Genomic DNA, 17,614 nt, shown 5'->3' with positions numbered 1-17,614 from the left:
CCGCCGTTTTCCGTATCCCCGAGGGAGCCACTCATGTCCAGCCAACCCCGCCTGGTGGTGAGCGCCCCCTCGTCCGGGCACGGCAAGACCGCCATCGCGGTGGGCCTGCTGGCCGCCTGCGCGGCTCGGGGAGTTCCGGCGGCGGGTTTCAAGGTGGGTCCCGATCACACCGACGCCGCGTACCTGGGCCTCGCCGCCGGCCGTCCGGGCCGCAACCTGGACCCCCGGCTGGTCGGTTCGCACCGTATCGCCCCGCTGTTCGCGCATGGCGCGATCGGCTCGGAGATCGCGGTCATCGAGGGTGCGATGGGCTTGTTCGACAGCCTGACCGGGCAGCCGGAGATCGACGGCACCGCGGCGGTCGCGGCTGCGCTCCGCGCACCGGTGCTGCTCGTGGTCGACGTCGCCGCGATGGGGCATTCGCTCGCCGCGCTGGTGCACGGCTTCCGCATGTTCGACGAGATGGTGCACCTCGGCGGCGTCGTGCTGAACCGCGTCGCGTCGCCACGGCACGAGGAGATGCTGCGCACCGCCCTGGACGACATCGGCATGCCCGTACTCGGTGCGCTCCGTCGCGGTGATCTCCCCGCGGTCCTGCCGGCGCGGTCGCAGGGGCCGGTCCCGGTCGCGCACCGCACGGTCGAGGCGATCCGCGCCGTACGCCGTCTGGGTGAAGCCGTCGCCGGCGCGCTCGACCTGGACCGCATCATGGCGCTCGCCGACACCGCCCCGGCCCTGCCCGCCCCGGCCTGGTCCCCGACGGACGCCCTCGCCGAGGCCACCGGCGAGCCGCCCGTCCCGCCGGAACAGCGTCCGGTGATCGCGCTCGCGGGCGGCCCCGGCGCGCCCTACACGTACGTCGAGACGGCGGAGCTCCTCACGGCCGCGGGAGCGGACGTGGTCGTGATCGACCCGCTCCGCGACGAGACGCTGCCGCCCGGCACCCGCGGCCTGATGATCGGCGCCGGCCTCCCGGAAAGCTACGCGGAGGAGCTGTCCGCCAACCGCCGCCTCAACGCGGCGGTGGCCCGCCTCGCCCACGACGGCGGTCCGATCATCGCGGAAGGCGTCGGCCTGCCCTGGCTCGGCCACGACTTCGACGGCCGCCCGATGTGCGGCATCCTCGACGCGACGGCGACGACCGCCACCCAGACCGTGGCCGGCTACCGCGAGGCCACGGCGCCGTCGACCTCGGTCCTGGCGCCGGCCGGAGCCCGCATCACCGGCTACAAACAGCACCGCGCGATCGTCGGTCCACGCGCTGGGCAGGTGCCGGCCTGGACCTGGTCGGGCGGCAACCCGGAAGGCTTCGTCTGGCGGCAGGTCCACGCCTCGCAGCTCGGCCTGCACTGGGCGGGAGCCCCGGAGATCTCCCGCCGCCTGGTCGCAGCGACCATCCCGGCCGGAGGCCGCATCCCGCCGACCCCGATCGCCGCCCACGCGGCCGCTGTCTCACCAGCCGCGGGCCACGCGGCCCCGGTCCCGCCCGTCGCCGGTCACCCGGCGAACGTCCCGCCGGTCGCCGGTCACGCGGCGATCGTCCCGGCGGTCACCGGGCATGCTGCGGCGGTCTCGCCGGTGGCCGGCCACGCGGCCGCGGTGCCGGCCCAGCCGCCGGGCCCGCCGGCGGACCAGGACGAGGACCCGGGCGAGGCCACGTTGTCGCTCTCGGCCGTGACAATCCACAACCAGGACCAAGGTACGGCCACACCGGCGCAGTGACACCAAAGCTCGCGACCGCCCGGCTGCCCGACCGCGGCGAGCGAGCCCCGCCCAGCGCCGCACCCTTCCCGCGCTTCCCCGAGCCCGCGCCGCACCCGGCCCGCGCCGCACCCGGCCCGCGCACGCCCGTCCCGTCCCCGTACGCCCTGCTCAACGAGCACATCGGCGTGTCGTCGGCCGACACGCCGGACGGCAATTGTCGCAGGGCGGCCTTACGGTGAGGGGGTCCCGCGTGAAGGGAGAACAGCCGTGGCCGACCGTGTGCCCCTGGACTTCGACCCACCCGTGCGTCGGATCCGGGCACTGCTGCTGGGCATCACCGACGACCATCTCACCGCGCCGACCCCTTGTCCGGATTGGACGGTCGGCGACCTGCTCGATCACATCATGAGCCTCGCCTGGGCGTTCACCCAGGCGGCCCAGAAGAGAACGGACGCCCCCGGCACCGACACGGCCCCACCGCGACCGTCAGCGGCCAACCTCTCGCCGCACTGGCGCAGCCGCCTGCCCGTGGTCCTCGAGGATCTCTCGACGGCCTGGAAGAACCCGACGGCCTGGGAGGGCACGGCCCGGGCCGGCGGCGTCACCATGCCCGCCGCCACCATGGGCACCGTGGCGATCAACGAGGTGACCATGCACGGCTGGGATCTCGCTCGAGCCACCGGCCAGGAGTATGCGGCGGATCCCCGCATCCTCGAGAACATCATCGAGTTCCTGTCACAGGGCCCGGCGGAGGGCACTCCCGGCTTCCTCGGCCCGGTGTTCCCCACGGACGACGAGGCGACCCTCCTCGACCAGGCGGTGGCGCTGGCCGGCCGAAACCCGCACTGGCGCCCGCTCTCGGCCCCGCACTGAGTGCCCAGATGACAAGCGGGCCGCGGCCCGATCCCGCCTCGGCGCCCGAGGCTCCGGTGGGATTCGGGCCGCGGGCCGCTACGGGGCACCCGCCTGCTCCGATGCGGTTCCGGCTGCGACCTCCGCCCGGGCACCCGGGTCGGCGCCGATGCCGCGATGAGGTTCGGACCGCGACGACGCCCGGGCACTGCGTTGACGCCCGACAGGAATCGGGCCGGACCGCCAACGGCGATCCGGCCCGGGCCTGGCCTCTCAGCCCCCGTGCACCATCGAGTCCGGCGGTGGATTGAACTTCTCCTTGGGCTTGCCCTTCAGCGCGTCTTTCAGGGTTTCCGCCACGGTGTATTTCGAGATGGTGCCCCGGCTGGTCCCCACCGTGTTCTCCGGGTTGTCGGGGTCCGCCACGAACGCCGCCGCCGCGAGCTGGGGCGTGTACCCGCAGAACCAGGCGCTCCGGTTGCTGTCCGTCGTGCCGCTCTTGCCGGCGACCGGCCGGTGCAATGTCGCGTGGACCATCGGGGAGGTCTGCCAGCCTCCGCAGTCGCCCTTCGCGGCGCCGTAGCCGGTGACGCACCGCGCGGCGTCGGTTGCCGCCTGGGCGACTTCCGGTCGGAGGGCCTGGTGGCAGCGGGGCCCGGCCACCTTCTTGCCCTTGTATTCGTAGCTGGCCCCGTCGCGGGTGTTGATGAGGCGGACAGGGATGGGTTCGCAGTAGGTGCCCTCCGCGGCGAGGGTGGCGAAGACGTTGGCCATCTCGATGGGGGTGGCGTCGCTGACGCCGAGGGTGAAGGCGCCCCATCCGCTCGCGTGTTCGGGGCTGGCGAGTTCCCGGTCGACGTCGGTACGCCATTTCAGCCCGAGCCGTTCCGCCATCCGTACGGCCTTCTCCGCGCCGACCTTCTGTTCGAGCTGGACGAAGTACGTGTTGACGGACTTGCCGAAGCCGCTCCACATGGTCTGCCGTCCGGTCATGGAGGCGCTGGAGTTCTTCGGGCACCAGTGGATGCCGCAGGTCGCCGGCCCGGGCGCGGTGATGTACTTGCTGACGTACCGCTGGGGCGCGTTGAAGGCGGTGTCGAGCGGCATGCCTTCGTCGAGGGCGGCGAGCATCGTGAAGATCTTGAAGGTGGAGCCGGCCTGGTAGCCCGCCATGTCGCCGCCGCCGAGGAGCGGGTTGACGGTGTTCGGATAGTTGCCGCGGATGTCGTCGCGTTTGCGGCGGTCGCTGTGTTTGCCGTTGTTCTTCTGGTCGAGCGAGTACTTGCGGTTGACGGCCATCGCCTTGATGCGGCCCGTGCCGGGCTCGATGACGACTTCGCCGTGCGCGTACACGCTCTTCTTCTTCTCTTTGTCCAGGATGTGTTCCATCGCCGAGGCCTGGATCTTCGGGTCGATGGTGGTGACGACGCGGTAGCCGCCACGGCGCAGGTTCTCGAGGCGTTCCTGGGGGTCCGCGCCGAAGGCGGGCTGTTCCATCCACCAGTTGCGCAGGTAATCGCAGAAGAATCCCCAGTCGTTGTGCTTCTTGGGCACCGAGACGCAGTCGTTGGGCGGGCTGGTCAGCCTCAGCTTGATCTTCGTCTTGCGCGCCGCGTCGGCCTGCGCGGCCGTGATCGAGCCCATCTTGCGCATCTGGTCGATCACGTAGTTGCGGCGTTCGGTGGCCGCGGTCCGGTCGTTGACGGCCGGGTCGTACGCCGTGGGCGCCTTGACCAGCCCGGCGAGCAGCGCCGCTTCGGTGAGCGTCAGCTGTTTCGGCGTCTTGGAGAAGAAGACCTCGGCGGCGGCGAAGATGCCGTACGCGCGGTGCCCGAAGTACGCCGAGTTCAGGTACCGCTGCAGGATCTCCTGCTTCGACACGCGCTTCTCGAGCTCGATGGCGAGCCGCATCTCGCGCAGCTTCCGGGCGGTGGTCTGCTCGGTGGCTTCGAGGGCCTCCTTCGGCGTCCGGGCCCCGTCGCGCAGCGCCATGCGGACGTACTGCATGGTCAGCGTGGAGGCGCCCTGGGAGACGCCGCCGGCCTGCTGGTTCGCGACGAAGGCGCGGGCCACGCCCTTGGGGTCGACGCCGTTGTGCTCGTAGAAGCGGGTGTCCTCGGACGCCACGATCGCGCTCGTGATGTACGGCGACATGTCCTCGATCTTCGTCGGCTTGCGGTGCTCCTCGTAGAACATGGTGAGCAGCGTCTTGCCGTCGTTGGCGTACACGTAAGTGGTCTGCGCGGACGGCACGACCGTGAGCTGTTCCGGCATGCTCGCCAATGCGTCGGCCCCGGTCTTGGCGCCGACGCCCGCCAGGGCGACCAGCGGGAAGACGAGACCGGCGATGGCGATGCCGGCGATGAGCCCGGCGCGGATGAGCGGGGCGAGCCGTCCAGCTTTGGCGAGTCCGGTCTTCGTCACCCCTCGAAGGTATGACAAAACGGCCGAAGTGAACTCCCGTTTCGCATCCGTCATGCTGACCCCGTGGAGATGGATCTGCACCATCACGGCGACGCGGAGGTGGAGCCGGGCCTGGTCGACCTGGCGGTGAACGTCCGGCGGCAGCCCATGCCCGCCTGGCTGGCCGAGCCGATCACCGCCTCCCTGACCGACCTCGCGGCCTACCCGGACGCCACCCGGGCCACGGCCGCGACCGCCGCGAAGCATCGCCGCGATCCCGCCGAGGTGCTGCTCACCGCGGGTGCCGCGCAGGCCTTCGTGCTCATCGCGCGGGCGGTCGGCGCGCGCCGGCCGGTGGTCGTGCATCCGCAGTTCACCGAACCCGAGGCGGCCCTGCGCAACGCCGGCCGCGAGGTCGGGCGGGTGCTGCTCCGCGAGGAGGACGGCTTCCGGCTGGACCCGGCGCTGGTGCCGGAGGACGCCGACCTGGTGATCGTCGGCAACCCCACGAACCCCACCTCGGTGCTGCACCCGGCCGCCGACCTCGTCGAGCTGGCCCGGCCCGGCCGGGTGCTGGTCGTCGACGAGGCCTTCGCCGACACCACGTGGCGGCCCGGCGAGGCCGGCGAGCCCGAGTCGCTGGCGGGCCGCGCCGACGTCCCCGGCCTGATCGTCCTGCGCAGCCTGACCAAGACGTGGGGCCTGGCCGGCCTGCGGATCGGCTATGCGCTCGCGGCGCCCGGCATGGTCGAGCAGCTGGCCCGGGCCCAGCCGCTGTGGGCGGTCTCGTCGCCGGCGCTGGCGGCCGCCGAGGCCTGCGCGTCGCCGGCCGCCATGGCGGCCGAGCGGGAGATCGCGGCGGCGCTGGCCGGCGAGCGGGACCATCTGGTCGCCGGGCTGCGCGGCGTGCCGGAAGTCACTGTCGCGGGTCTGCCGGCCGCCGCGTTCGTCGCGCTGCGCCTGTCCGGCGCCGACCAGGTGCGTCTTGAGCTGCGCAAACGAGGGTACGCCGTCAGGCGCGGCGACACATTTCCCGGGCTGGGCGCCGATTGGCTGCGAGTGGCGGTGCGCGACACTGCCACCAGCGATGCTTTCCTCGCGACGCTGACCGATGTGCTGAAGGAGCGACAGTGACCCTGGAGACGACCCTCGCCGCCATCGCGCCCGCCGATGAGCCGGCCATGGCCGCCGCCCGTGACCTGCAGTCCCGGCTGACGAAGCCGGCCGGCTCGCTGGGCGCCCTCGAGGAGCTGTCGGTACGCCTGGCCGGCCTCGCGGGCGCCTGTCCACCGCCGATGCCGGAGCCCGCGGCGATCGCGGTCTTCGCCGGTGACCACGGCGTGCACGCCCAGGGCGTCACACCCTGGCCGCAGGAGGTCACCGCGCAGATGGTGGCGAACTTCGTCGCCGGGGGAGCCGTGATCAACGCGTTCGCCCGGCAGACCGGCGCGTCGCTGATGGTGGTGGACGTGGGCGTGGCGATCCCGCTGCACGGCGGCGACAACCTGCTCGACGCCAACGTGCGGCGCGGGACCCGGGACCTCACCGTCACCGCGGCGATGACCGAGGACGAGGCCCGGTCCGCGCTGGAGATCGGCATCTCGGTCGCCGGGGCGCTCATCGAGGGCGGCGCTAAGTGCCTGGTCACCGGCGACATGGGCATCGCCAACACCACGCCGGCGGCCGCGCTGGTGGCGGCGTTCACGGGTGCCACGCCGGCCGAGGTCACCGGGCGCGGCACGGGCGTCGACGACGACACGTACGCGAAGAAGGTCGACGTGGTCACCCGCGCGCTGGAGCTGCACCGGCCTGACCCGTCCCGGCCGCTCGCGACCGTGGCGGCCGTCGGCGGCCTGGAGCACGCGGCGCTGGCCGGCTTCATCCTCGGCGCGGCCGCCCGGCGCGTGCCGGTGGTCGTCGACGGGGTCATCGCCGCGTCCGCGGCGGTCGCGGCAGCGGCCTTCGCCCCGCACGCGGTGGCCGCGATGATCGCCGGGCACCGGTCCGTCGAGCCCGGCGCCACGGTCGCGCTCGCCCACCTCGGCCTCACCCCGCTGCTGGATCTCGGCATGCGCCTCGGCGAGGGTACGGGCGCCACGCTCGCGCTGCCCGTCATCGCCGGCGCGGTCCGGGTGCTGCGCGAGGTGGCCACCTTCGACTCGGCGGGGGTCTCGGAGAAGTGAACCTCTACCCCTTGGCGCTGCGGCTGGAGGGCCGGCGGGTCCTCGTGGTCGGCGGCGGTGCGGTGGCGACCCGCCGGATGGCCGCCCTGCTGGCGACGGGTGCGCGGGTCGACGTGGTGTCGCCCGTGCTCACCCCGGCGCTGCGCGGGTACGTGGACGCCGGCCGCCTGACCTGGCACGAGCGCCGCTTCGAGCCCGCCGACGTGGACGGTGCCTGGCTGGTCCAGGTCGCGGTGGACGATCCCGCGGCGGCCGCGCAGGTCAGCCTCGCCGCGGAGGAGCGCCGGGTCTTCTGCGTACGCGCGGACGACCGGGACGCGGCCACGGCCTGGACCCCCGCGGTGACCCGGCAGGGGCAGATCACGGTCGCGGTGACCGACGGCGGCGACCGGCGCAACGCGATGGCCCTGCGCGACCTCATCGCCGCCGCGCTGGAGAACAACGAGCTGACCGCGCGTGCCGCCGGCCCGGGCCAGGTCTTCCTGGTCGGCAGCGGCCCGGGCGACCCCGAGCTCATCACGGTCAAGGGCCGCCGGCTGCTGAACCGGGCCGACGTGGTGGTCACCGACCGGCTGGTGCCCGGGATGCTCCTCGACGAGCTGCGCCCGGAAGTCGAGCTGGTCGACGCCGCCAAGATCCCGTACGGGCCGTCCGCGACGCAGGAGGAGATCAACCGGATCCTCGTGGAGCGCGCGCTGGAGGGCAAGTTCGTCGTCCGGCTCAAGGGCGGCGACCCGTTCGTCTTCGGCCGCGGCGGCGAGGAGGCGCTGGCCTGCGCGAAGGCGGGCGTACCCGTGACGGTCGTGCCCGGGGTGACCAGCTCGATCGCCGCGCCGGCGCTGGCCGGCATCCCGGTGACCCACCGCGGCGTGGCGCACGAGTTCACGGTGGTCTCGGGGCACGTCCCGCCGGAGAGCGACCAGTCGCTGGTGGACTGGGCGGCGCTGGCGCGGCTGCGGGGCACGCTCGTGGTGATGATGGGCCTGAAGAACCTGCCGAAGATCGCGCAGCGGCTGGTCGCCGAGGGGCGTGCCGCGGACACGCCGGCCGCGGTGGTGCAGGAGGGCTCGACGACCTCGCAGCGCGTCCTGCACAGCACCCTCGGCGAGGTCGCCGCCGCGACGGCGGCCGCGGGGGTGCGCCCGCCGGCCGTCGTGGTGATCGGCGATGTGGTTCCCGTATTGGGATAGTCACGCTACGGATGGGGTAACGCATTCACATGAGTGAGCGACCGCGCATGATGCTCGCCGGGGTGGTCCTCGACGCCCCGGACGCGAACGAGCTCGCGGCGTTCTACCAGCGGCTGCTGGGCTGGAGCGCCGTCGAGGACGAACCGGGCTGGGTGATGCTGGGCGCGCCGGCGGGCGGCCCGGGACTGTCCTTCCAGACCGAGTCCGCCTACGTACGCCCGGTGTGGCCCGCCGGCCCGGACGACCCCCAGATGAGCGTGCACCTCGACATCCGCGTCGACGATCTCGAGGCCGCCTGCGCGCACGCCGAGAAGGCGGGGGCCACCCGGGCCGACTACCAGCCGCAGGAGCACGTCCGGGTCTATCTCGACCCGGCCGGCCACCCCTTCTGTCTATTCCTCTGACGTGCCGGCGTCGTCGGTCTCCGGCACGCCCAGCTCGTTGAGGAACGACCGGGCCCACTCGGCGACGTCGTGCGTCCGCAGGTGCCGCTGCATGACCCGCATCCGGCGCTTGAGCTCGGCCGGCTCGGCGGCCACCGCGCGCAGCAGCGCGTCCTTGACGCCGTCCGGGTCGTGCGGGTTGCACAGGAACGCCTGGCGCAGCTCGGTGGCGGCGCCGGCGAACTCGCTGAGCACCAGCGCCCCGCCCCGGTCCGAGCGGCAGGCGACGTACTCCTTGGCGACCAGGTTCATGCCGTCGCGCAGGGGCGTCACCATCATGACGTCGGCGGCCACGTACAGCGCCGCGAGCTCCTGCTTGCTGTACGACTGGTGCAGGTAGTGCACCGCCGGCATGCCGACCTTGCCGAACTCGCCGTTGATCCGGCCGACCTCGCGCTCCACCTTCACCCGCAGCGTCTGGTAGTGCTCGACGCGCTCCCGGCTGGGCGTGGCGACCTGCACCATCACCGCGTCGGGCACCTTGAGCTTGCCGTCGGCGAGCAGCTCGCGGAACGCCTTGAGGCGCAGCTCGATGCCCTTGGTGTAGTCCAGCCGGTCGACGCCCAGGATGATCGTCTCGGGGTCGCCGAGCTCGGCGCGGATCTCCTTGGCCCGGGCCTGGACCTTCGGGTCGGCCGCCATCCGCTCCATCTCGGCGGTGTCGATGCTGATCGGGAACGCGCCGGCCTTGACCTTGCGTCCGTCGACCTGGATCGACTGGCCCTCGTAGCGCAGCCCGAGCAGGTGCCGGGCGAGCCGGACGAAGTTCTGCGCGGCCAGCCGCTGCTGGAAGCCGACCAGGTCGGAGCCGAGCAGGCCGCGCAGGATCTCGGCCCGGAACGGCATCTGCATGAACAGCTCGATCGGCGGGAACGGGATGTGCAGGAAGAACCCGATCCGCAGGTCGGGGCGCATCTCCCGGAGCATCGCCGGCACGAGCTGGAGCTGGTAGTCCTGCACCCAGACGGTGGCGCCCTCGTCGGCCACCTCGGCCGCGGCCTTGGCGAAGCGCTGGTTGACCACCCGGTACGCCTCGCGCCAGCGCCGCTTGTAGACGGGCGTCTCGACGGCGTCGTGGTACAGCGGCCAGATCGTCGCGTTCGACTGGCCCTCGTAATAGCGTTCGAGCTCCTCCGCGCTCAGCGGCACCGGGTGGATGTTGATCCCCTCGAGCTCGAAGGGCTCCGGCGCCTCGCCGTCACCGCCGGCCCACCCGATCCAGGTGCCGCGGTGCTGGACGAGCACCGGATGCAGGGCGGTGACGAGACCGCCGGGACTCGGGCGCCACTGCCGCTCCCCGTCGACGATGACCTCGTCCACGGGCAGCCGGTTGGCGACTACGACGAAGGAACTTCGTTCGGCCACGCTGAGAGCACCTCCGGGTCGGTCTGGTTCCCCGCTGTCGAGCCTACTGTGCGTAGCCAGCCGGGGCGTGCTGAGGCATGTACCCGCCGTGCGGCACCGCTCTTGGCAAGCAGGTGCCATCCTTGGCCGGTGAGCCTGTCCGACGATCTTCCCCCGCCGCGGCGACCACTGTTCTTCCCTGTGGTCATCGCCACCGTCTTCCTGACCATCATCGGGATGTCGGCGGGGTTCGCCCTCGGCACGCGTCACAAGAACGCCCAGGACAGCGGGCAGACCGTGGAGCCGATCCCGGACAACGGCACGCCGTCGCAGGACCAGGCGATCGAGTGCCCGGCGCAGATGCAGGACACCGCCCGCCGGCTGGGCTTCGCGGGCACCCTCACCCAGGTCCTCCGGGTACGCTCCGCCGACTCGGAAACCGTGGTCTGGATCTGCCGGGACCCCGACGGCAGCCTCTACTACCAGGCGAATCGCGGCGACGAGTCGGCGAGATGGGTCGAGGGGGAGACGGCTCTGTTCCTCAGCGGGGTTCAGCAGGACGGCGACACGTACACCGCCGTCGCCCACGACGGCAACAGGTTCAGCGTCAACGATCACGAGCTCAAAGTGGTCACCAAGAACCGTACGGAGAAGCACGACGTGCAACCGGAGTGACGTCCGGCGGGGAATCCTTGTGTGCCGGACGGGGTTGTTGTAAGTGACGGGGGAGCGACCTGGAAAGATTGTCCTCCCATTCCGGCACCGGAAATCACGATCACGGAGGTAGGCCGCACCGTGGCCCAGTTCATCTACACCTTGGAGAAGGCGCGCAAGGCGCACGGCGACAAGGTCGTGCTCGACAACGTGACGCTGAACTTCCTGCCCGGGGTCAAGATCGGTGTCGTCGGTCCGAACGGCGCCGGTAAGTCCAGTCTGCTCAAGATCATGGCGGGCGCGGACCAGGTCAGCAACGGCGAGGCCCGGCTGATGCCCGGCTACACCGTCGGCATGCTGGCCCAGGAGCCCCCGCTCAACGACGCGAAGACCGTCCTCGGCAACATCGAGGAGGCCGTCGCGGAGACCAAGGCCAAGCTCGAGCGGTTCAACAAGATCGCCGAGCAGATGGCCACCGACTACACCGACGAGCTGATGGAGGAGATGGGCCGGCTCCAGGAGGAGCTCGACCACTCCAACGCCTGGGACGTCGACTCCCAGCTCGAGCTGGCGATGGACGCGCTGCGGTGCCCGCCGCCGGACGCCGACGTCACCCAGCTCTCCGGTGGTGAGCGCCGCCGCGTCGCGCTGTGCAAGCTGCTGCTCGAGGCGCCCGACCTGCTGCTGCTCGACGAGCCCACCAACCACCTGGACGCCGAGAGCGTGCAGTGGCTGGAGCAGCACCTCGCCAAGTACGCCGGCACGGTCATCGCCATCACGCACGACCGGTACTTCCTGGACAACGTGGCCACCTGGATCCTCGAGCTGGACCGCGGCCGGGCGTACCCGTACGAGGGCAACTACTCCACGTACCTGGACAAGAAGGCCGCCCGCCTCGCGGTGCAGGGCCGCAAGGACCAGAAGCTGCAGAAGCGCCTCACCGAGGAACTCGAGTGGGTCCGCTCCAACGCCAAGGCCCGCCAGACCAAGTCCAAGGCCCGCCTCGAGCGCTACGAGGAGATGGCCAGCGAGGCGGAGAAGACCCGCAAGCTGGACTTCGAGGAGATCCAGATCCCGCCGGGCCCGCGCCTGGGCAACACGGTGATCGAGGTCGAGAACCTGGTCAAGGGCTTCGACGACCGGGTGCTCATCGACCACCTGTCGTTCTCGCTGCCGCGCAACGGCATCGTCGGCATCATCGGTCCGAACGGCGTCGGCAAGACCACGCTGTTCAAGACCATCGTCGGGCTGGAGAAGCCGGACGAGGGCTCGGTGCGCATCGGCGAGACGGTGAAGCTGTCGTACGTCGACCAGAACCGCTCCGGGCTCGACGGCAGCAAGACCGTCTGGGAGGTCGTCTCCGACGGTCTCGACCACATGATGGTCGGCAAGGTGGAGATGCCGAGCCGGGCGTACGTGGCCGCGTTCGGCTTCAAGGGCCCGGACCAGCAGAAGCCGGTCAAGGTGCTCTCCGGCGGCGAGCGCAACCGGCTCAACCTCGCGATGACGCTGAAGATCGGCGGCAACGTGATCCTGCTCGACGAGCCGACCAACGACCTCGACGTCGAGACGCTGTCGAGCCTGGAGAACGCGCTGCTGGAGTTCCCCGGCTGCGCCGTGGTCATCTCCCACGACCGCATGTTCCTCGACCGCGTGGCGACGCACATGCTCGCCTGGGAGGGCACCGAGGAGGACCCGGACAACTGGTTCTGGTTCGAGGGCAACTACGAGGCGTACGAGAAGAACAAGATCGACCGTCTCGGCGCCGACGCCGCCCGTCCGCACCGCGTCACGTACCGCAAGCTCACACGTGACTGAGAGATTCACCTACGAGGTGGCCGTGCGCTGGTCCGACATGGACGCGTACGGCCACGTCAACAACGCGCGCTTCCTCACCCTGTACGAGGAGGCGCGCGTCGCCATGTTCTTCGTCGGCGCGCGGGCCCAGGGGCTCACGTCGTTCGAGGACGGCATCGTGATCGCCCGGCACGAGATCGACTATCTGCGCCCGGTGGACTACGGCGACCCGGTACGCATCGAGCTGTGGATCTCGCAGCTGCGGACCGCCGCGTTCACGGTGTCGTACGAGCTGTTCGACGGCGACGTGCTGGCCAGCCGGGCGAAGTCGGTGTGTGTGCCGTACAACCTGGCCGAGGGGTTCCCGCGCCGGCTGAGCGAGGCCGAACGGGGTTTCCTCGAGCCGTACCTGGAGGCCTGAGCCGTGGCGGCGCACGGCCTCACCGGGGTGCCGGACGCCGGCGCCTTCCTCGCCCGGCTGACCCGCCTCGACCGGTCGCTGCCGGTCCGGCTGCGCTCGGGCTCCGCGGGCCGCACGGCGCTGTGGGCGCGGCTGCCCTGGGGTGTGCTCGTCACCCGCGAGGTGGCCGGCCCGGGCCCGGGGGATGCCACGGTGTCGGCCGCCGAGCTGCTGGCCGTGCTCGCCGGCGGCGGCGATGAGCTGCCGGCCCGCCGCGACGCGGACTGGCGCTGGGCGTTGCCGCCGGCCCGGGTGGCGACGGTGGAATCGGTCGCCTCGACCGAGCTGAGCCGCCTGGCTTCGGCCGCCGCGGGCACGCTGCGGGAGGTGACGGCGGGCGGACTCGCCGGCCGCGCCGTCGGGCAGCGGGCGGTCCGCGACGCGCTTCTCGATCACGTGGCCCTGCTCGTCACCCCGGCCGGCGGCGCCGCGGTGGAGGTTCCGCAGCGTCTCGTGCAGGCGGTCTCGCGGATGGGCTTCCTCGGTCCGGCCGATGTGGACAGCCCGAGTACGCGCGTGTGCGTAGCGGGACGCTGGGTGGGTCTTTCTGCACCATATGGAGTCGCGTGGCTACAGCCGGTCCAGAATTTGACCGTTATGTCTATAGGGGATCACCCGAAAGGGTGATGCTGCCTCGGTCGTCCGGCTTCGCCCTCCCTTTGAGGGGATGACCTCCGCGACCTGTACGGGTACCGTCGCCCCCGGGTCCACCGCTACGTCCGGCGGCTGACCTGCTGGGGAGTGAGGTGCACAACGATGCCGTGGTGGTCATGGCGTCCCGGTTCGTCCGGAGACAACGAACCCGACAGCGGCGGCGAGGTCGCGCTGCAGAGCAGCGTCCGTGTCGGCGTGCCGACGCAGCGTGAACCCGAGCGGTCCGCGATGTCCTCCGCCGACCTGTCCTCGATCGACGAGCACGACCAGGTCGTCCCGGTCGACCTGGGCCGGATCGGCAAGGCCCTCGACCTGCTCGACATCCGGTTCCTCGCCGACGGCGGCGGAAGCCTCCTGGCGATGTGGGAACGGCACGCGGTGCTGTTCACGCTCGAGGGCCCTGACGACGAGATCCTCGTGATGCGGGCGCGCCCGCACGCGACCGTCCCGCCGGACTGGGCCGACCGTGCGTACCGGGTCGTCAACGAGTGGAACCACACCCGCCGCTTCTGCAAGGCGTACGTCGGCGACCCGACCGAGCGGGGTCAGCTGCCGATCTACGCCGAGCTGCAGGTGCCGCTCGCCTCGGGGGCGCACGACGCGCTCCTCGTCGAGATGCTCGACTGCGGTGCCGCCGTGGCGACGTCCTTCGTCGACTGGCTGCACGACGAGGGCGCACTGCTGTAGGTCGCCGCACGCACATGGAAAAGGCCGGGCCCGTCGGGCCCGGCCTTCCGTGTGTCTGCTCAGGTCAGCTCGCGGGGAACATGCCGATCCGGCCGTGGTACTCCTTGCCGAGCTGGTCGGTGTCGGAGCCGACGATCAGACCCTCCTGCACGACCTGGAACGCCCGGACGCCGACGCCGCGCTTGCGGGTGGGGTCCCACGCGAGGGCCCGGCCGGTCGTCGGGTTGAGCGCGCCGATGCCGACCCGCTGCACGGCGCCGGGGCCGGGGCCGTCCGCGTCGCTGCCGTACGGGTTGTCGAGGTAGCGCTGGTGGCCGCCGACGTACACGGCGCTGCCGGTGACCGCGACCGCGTAGAGCGAGTCGCCGCCGGTGCGCTGCACCCAGGTCGGGTTGTGCTTGCCGCCGCCGGCGGTCTCGAAGCGGGCCGCCGAGTCGCAGAGCTTCGTGGGGGAGGAGGCGCGGCCGGTGGACACGACGACGAAGTACCGGCCGTCGGGCGAGAACTTCACCTGCCGCAGGTACGTGTCGAAGCCCTTCATGCACTCCGGCTTGTACGCGTCGGTGTACCAGCTCAGCACGGTCGCCGCGGTGCCCGAGGTGTCGAACATGGCGATCTGCGTACGGCTGACCGCGCCGACCTTGAGCAGCGCGCCGATGATGACCAGCCGCTTGCCGTCCGGGGTGAGGTCGAAGTGCTCCACCCGGGTACGGCTCAGCCCCGGCGCCGACAGCTTGGCGTCGAAGCCGGCGTCGACCGCGCCCGAGGTGGTGTCGAGGCGGGCCAGGCCGACCCGGCTCACGCCGTTGACGGCCGAGAACGTGCCGCCGACGTAGAGGCGGCTGCCGCGGACCGCCATGGCCCGTACGTCACCCCAGTTGATCTTCGCCCCGAACGCGGCGACGCGGTCGCCGCTGCCGAGCCCGACCCGGGCGAGCCCACGCTGGGTCACCTTGTTGACGGTCCGGAAGGCGCCGCCCAGGTAGACGGAGTTGTCGGCGCCGGGCGCCAGCGCGTAGACGGGCGCGTCCACCTCGGGGGCGAACGGGCGCACGACGCCGTCGTTCAGCCCGTACGCGAAGATGTTCTTCCGGTTGTAGGTCAGCTTGCCGGTGCTGTCCTGGACCTGGGTGAAGCTGCCGCCGACGACCACCGTGTCGCCGACGACGGTGATGGCCCAGACGGTGCCCTTGAGCACGTGCGGGGTGTAGTCGACCGGGTTGGTGGAGACCACCGCCGGTTGGGCCAGGTCGGCCGCCGCGGGGCTCGCGCCCAGCAGGACGGCGCAGGTCATGGCGGCGGCGGCGAACAAGCGGCGTCGCATCGGGGCAGCTCCAGGGATCGGGACGAGTCACCCGATCAACGAACAGCCGGCCCTCCGGGTTGCGCTTCCATGGTGTTGACCATGAAGTACGCCGCGCGCTCCAGGTAGTCCCAGAGGGCGGTGCGGTGCGGCTCGGGCAGCTCCAGCGAGTCGACGGCCTCACGCATGTGCAGCAGCCACGCGTCGCGCTCCTCCGGGCCCACGCGGAACGGCGCGTGCCGCATGCGCAGCCGGGGGTGGCCCCGGTTCTCGGAGTAGGTGCTGGGGCCGCCCCAGTACTGCATCAGGAACAGCGTCAGCCGTTCCGCGGCCGGTCCGAGATCCTCCTCGGGATACATCGGGCGCAGCAGCGGGTCCTTGGCGACGCCCTCGTAGAACCGGTCGACGAGCCGGCGGAAGGTGGGCTCGCCGCCGACCGCCTCGAAGAAGCTGACTTCGCTCACCCGTCCAGTCTGCCAGCCGCCGAGTGCCGGCCCCGGGCCGGTGTGACGCGCATTGCGGTCTCGCCGGGCCGCGCCTCGGGCGGGCGCACCGGGCTGCCGGCCGGGGGATCCTCCGGCGAGGCCGGAAGCTCGGTGGCCGCCTGCGCGGGGGCCGGCGCGGCGTCCGCCTCGGTCGGCGCCGGCGGCTCGGCCTCCGGGATGGTCGGCCGGCTGTTCCACCGTACGGTCAGCACCGTCATGAGCAGGAGGCCGCCGATGCTCCACAGGCCCACGACGCGCGGGATCGACGAGTGCTGGGCCAGCGCGCCGCTGACCATGACCGCGGCGCCCTGGGTCAGCTGCATCCCGCCCTGCATCACCCCGAACGCCCGGGCGCGGTAGCCGTGCGGCAGCGCCAGCACGAAGATGCCGTTCAGGGTCGGCATCAGGACGCCCTGGGCGACGCCGGACACCATCACCAGCGTGGCGGCGGTGGCCGCGTTCGGCGCCCACATGGTCGCGATGAGCGCTGTCGGGGCGAGCAGCGCGAACGGGCGGATCAGGCGACCTTTGCGGGAGTGCTGCACGAGGCGGCCCGCGGCCAGGCCGCCGATCACGAACCCGACGGGCGCCGCGGCCATGAGCAGGCCCTGGTCGAAGCCGCGGCCGGCGGGGTCGTCGCGGAACAGCGCGGCCCAGCCCGCGGCCAGGCCCTCGGGCAGGATCGTGAACGTCGTGAGCGCGAAGACCATCAGCGCGATCGCGCGCAGCAGCGGCGTGCCGAAGACCAGCCGGAAGCCCTCGCTCGTTTCGCGGAGCAGGTGCCGGCGCTGGGCCGGGCTGGTCGCCGCGGGCCGAGGCCGGACGCCCGCCGCGATCACGGCCGCCGAGATCAGGAACGAGAGCGAGTCCAGGGCGAGACCGAGCCGCGCGTTGAAGCCCGCGGCCAGCGTGGCACCGGCCAGATAGCCGAAGACCTGCGCCGCCTGTGACGTCGAGGCGTTGAGTGCCAGACCCGTGACGACCTGCCGGCGCTCGAGGATCAGCGGGACGAGCGCGGACCGGGCCGCCTGCGTGGGTGGCGCGCCCAGCATCGCCACGAACAGCAGCACGAGGACCGCGGGCACGGGCATGCCGGGCAGCGCGATCAGGGCGACCGGCAGGGCGCGCGCCAGGTCGCAGACGATCAGGACCCGGCGGTACGGATATCGCTCCGCGACCGCCGCCAGCACCGGGCCGCCGACGACCCACGGCAGATAGCTCATGGCGAACGAGGCGGCGGACAGCATCACCGAATGGCTCTGCTGGTAGACGAGCACGATGATCGCCGCGCGTGCGAGGTAGTCGCCGACCCAGTTGACGATGAGCGAGATGTACATCGCGCGGTACTCGCGGACCGCGAAGACGTCCCGGAAGGTCACCAGGCGGTCCGGCTCCGTCGCGCCACCGCCGGCGTCGGCGGATCGCCCGGCGGGTCGGTCGTCGGACACCAGGGCC

17 protein-coding genes are annotated in these 17,614 nt (G+C 72.1%); 12 read left to right on the top strand and 5 right to left on the bottom strand.

The window, feature by feature from the left end; translation table 11 throughout:
• Positions 1–33 precede the first annotated feature (33 nt).
• From COUCH_RS32330 to COUCH_RS32320, 3 genes are read left to right on the top strand one after another with little or no spacing between them, the layout of a single operon-like run.
• Complete coding sequence (locus COUCH_RS32330) at positions 34–1,722, top strand: cobyrinate a,c-diamide synthase (protein ID WP_249608968.1); 1,689 nt, start codon at positions 34–36, stop codon at positions 1,720–1,722.
• Positions 1,719–1,943 carry a hypothetical protein gene (locus tag COUCH_RS32325; RefSeq protein WP_249608967.1) on the top strand — a complete coding sequence of 75 codons (225 nt, stop codon included), beginning with the start codon at positions 1,719–1,721 and terminating at the stop codon, positions 1,941–1,943. Before COUCH_RS32330 ends, COUCH_RS32325 begins: the two co-directional genes overlap by 4 nt.
• 28 nt (positions 1,944–1,971) lie before the next feature.
• Positions 1,972–2,577, top strand: coding sequence for a TIGR03086 family metal-binding protein (locus COUCH_RS32320; RefSeq protein WP_249608966.1), 606 nt, complete (start codon positions 1,972–1,974; stop codon positions 2,575–2,577).
• 252 nt (positions 2,578–2,829) lie between these two features.
• Here COUCH_RS32320 and COUCH_RS32315 read toward each other — a convergent pair whose 3' ends face one another.
• Positions 2,830–5,034: a transglycosylase domain-containing protein gene (locus COUCH_RS32315; RefSeq protein WP_430640840.1), complete on the bottom strand. Its 2,205-nt coding sequence runs from the start codon at positions 5,032–5,034 to the stop codon at positions 2,830–2,832.
• 15 nt (positions 5,035–5,049) lie between these two features.
• Here COUCH_RS32315 and cobC point away from each other — a divergent pair, with 15 nt between their 5' ends.
• From cobC to COUCH_RS32295, 4 genes are read left to right on the top strand one after another with little or no spacing between them, the layout of a single operon-like run.
• On the top strand, positions 5,050–6,093 hold the full coding sequence (gene cobC, locus COUCH_RS32310) for an Rv2231c family pyridoxal phosphate-dependent protein CobC (protein WP_249613877.1): 1,044 nt from the start codon (positions 5,050–5,052) through the stop codon (positions 6,091–6,093).
• Positions 6,090–7,142 carry a nicotinate-nucleotide--dimethylbenzimidazole phosphoribosyltransferase gene (cobT, locus tag COUCH_RS32305; RefSeq protein ID WP_275980012.1) on the top strand — a complete coding sequence of 351 codons (1,053 nt, stop codon included), beginning with the start codon at positions 6,090–6,092 and terminating at the stop codon, positions 7,140–7,142. The genes cobC and cobT overlap by 4 nt, the downstream gene beginning before the upstream one ends.
• A complete protein-coding gene (gene cobA / locus COUCH_RS32300) occupies positions 7,139–8,332 on the top strand; it encodes a uroporphyrinogen-III C-methyltransferase (RefSeq protein WP_249608964.1) in 1,194 nt (397 codons plus the stop codon). The genes cobT and cobA overlap by 4 nt, the downstream gene beginning before the upstream one ends.
• Before the next feature lie 29 nt (positions 8,333–8,361).
• Positions 8,362–8,736: a VOC family protein gene (locus COUCH_RS32295; RefSeq protein ID WP_249608963.1), complete on the top strand. Its 375-nt coding sequence runs from the start codon at positions 8,362–8,364 to the stop codon at positions 8,734–8,736.
• On the opposite strand, the gene COUCH_RS32290 is transcribed toward COUCH_RS32295, so the two are convergent.
• Positions 8,725–10,140, bottom strand: coding sequence for an alpha,alpha-trehalose-phosphate synthase (UDP-forming) (locus tag COUCH_RS32290; RefSeq protein WP_249608962.1), 1,416 nt, complete (start codon positions 10,138–10,140; stop codon positions 8,725–8,727). The two genes, COUCH_RS32295 and COUCH_RS32290, sit on opposite strands and share 12 nt — an antisense overlap.
• 129 nt (positions 10,141–10,269) lie before the next feature.
• On the opposite strand from COUCH_RS32290, the gene COUCH_RS32285 reads away from it, so the two are divergent.
• The 5 genes from COUCH_RS32285 (at position 10,270) to COUCH_RS32265 (ending at position 14,371) form a co-directional block, all read left to right on the top strand.
• Positions 10,270–10,794 (top strand): hypothetical protein, encoded by a 525-nt coding sequence (locus COUCH_RS32285; protein ID WP_249608961.1) that lies wholly within the window; start codon positions 10,270–10,272, stop codon positions 10,792–10,794.
• 120 nt (positions 10,795–10,914) lie between these two features.
• On the top strand, positions 10,915–12,591 hold the full coding sequence (ettA, locus tag COUCH_RS32280) for an energy-dependent translational throttle protein EttA (protein WP_249608960.1): 1,677 nt from the start codon (positions 10,915–10,917) through the stop codon (positions 12,589–12,591).
• Complete coding sequence (locus COUCH_RS32275) at positions 12,584–12,991, top strand: acyl-CoA thioesterase (protein WP_249608959.1); 408 nt, start codon at positions 12,584–12,586, stop codon at positions 12,989–12,991. The genes ettA and COUCH_RS32275 overlap by 8 nt, the downstream gene beginning before the upstream one ends.
• A gap of 3 nt (positions 12,992–12,994) precedes the next feature.
• A complete protein-coding gene (locus COUCH_RS32270; protein ID WP_249608958.1) occupies positions 12,995–13,657 on the top strand; it encodes a hypothetical protein in 663 nt (220 codons plus the stop codon).
• Between the two features lie 255 nt (positions 13,658–13,912).
• Positions 13,913–14,371 carry a YbjN domain-containing protein gene (locus tag COUCH_RS32265; protein WP_372443895.1) on the top strand — a complete coding sequence of 153 codons (459 nt, stop codon included), beginning with the start codon at positions 13,913–13,915 and terminating at the stop codon, positions 14,369–14,371.
• A gap of 64 nt (positions 14,372–14,435) precedes the next feature.
• Here the strand turns inward: COUCH_RS32265 and COUCH_RS32260 are convergent, their stop codons facing one another.
• From COUCH_RS32260 to COUCH_RS32250, 3 genes are read right to left on the bottom strand one after another with little or no spacing between them, the layout of a single operon-like run.
• Positions 14,436–15,695 (bottom strand): delta-60 repeat domain-containing protein, encoded by a 1,260-nt coding sequence (locus tag COUCH_RS32260; RefSeq protein WP_249608957.1) that lies wholly within the window; start codon positions 15,693–15,695, stop codon positions 14,436–14,438.
• A 35-nt stretch (positions 15,696–15,730) separates the two neighbouring features.
• Positions 15,731–16,138, bottom strand: coding sequence for a globin (locus tag COUCH_RS32255; protein ID WP_249608956.1), 408 nt, complete (start codon positions 16,136–16,138; stop codon positions 15,731–15,733).
• Positions 16,135–17,610, bottom strand: a complete 1,476-nt coding sequence (locus tag COUCH_RS32250; RefSeq protein WP_430641015.1) for an MFS transporter — start codon at positions 17,608–17,610, stop codon at positions 16,135–16,137. The genes COUCH_RS32255 and COUCH_RS32250 overlap by 4 nt, the downstream gene beginning before the upstream one ends.
• Between the last annotated feature and the right edge of the window lie 4 nt (positions 17,611–17,614).

This window comes from Couchioplanes caeruleus, assembly GCF_023499255.1.
GTDB lineage: Bacteria > Actinomycetota > Actinomycetes > Mycobacteriales > Micromonosporaceae > Actinoplanes > Actinoplanes caeruleus_A.
Note: the sequence above shows the minus strand (reverse complement) of the source record. Positions and strands in the feature narration are given on the sequence as shown.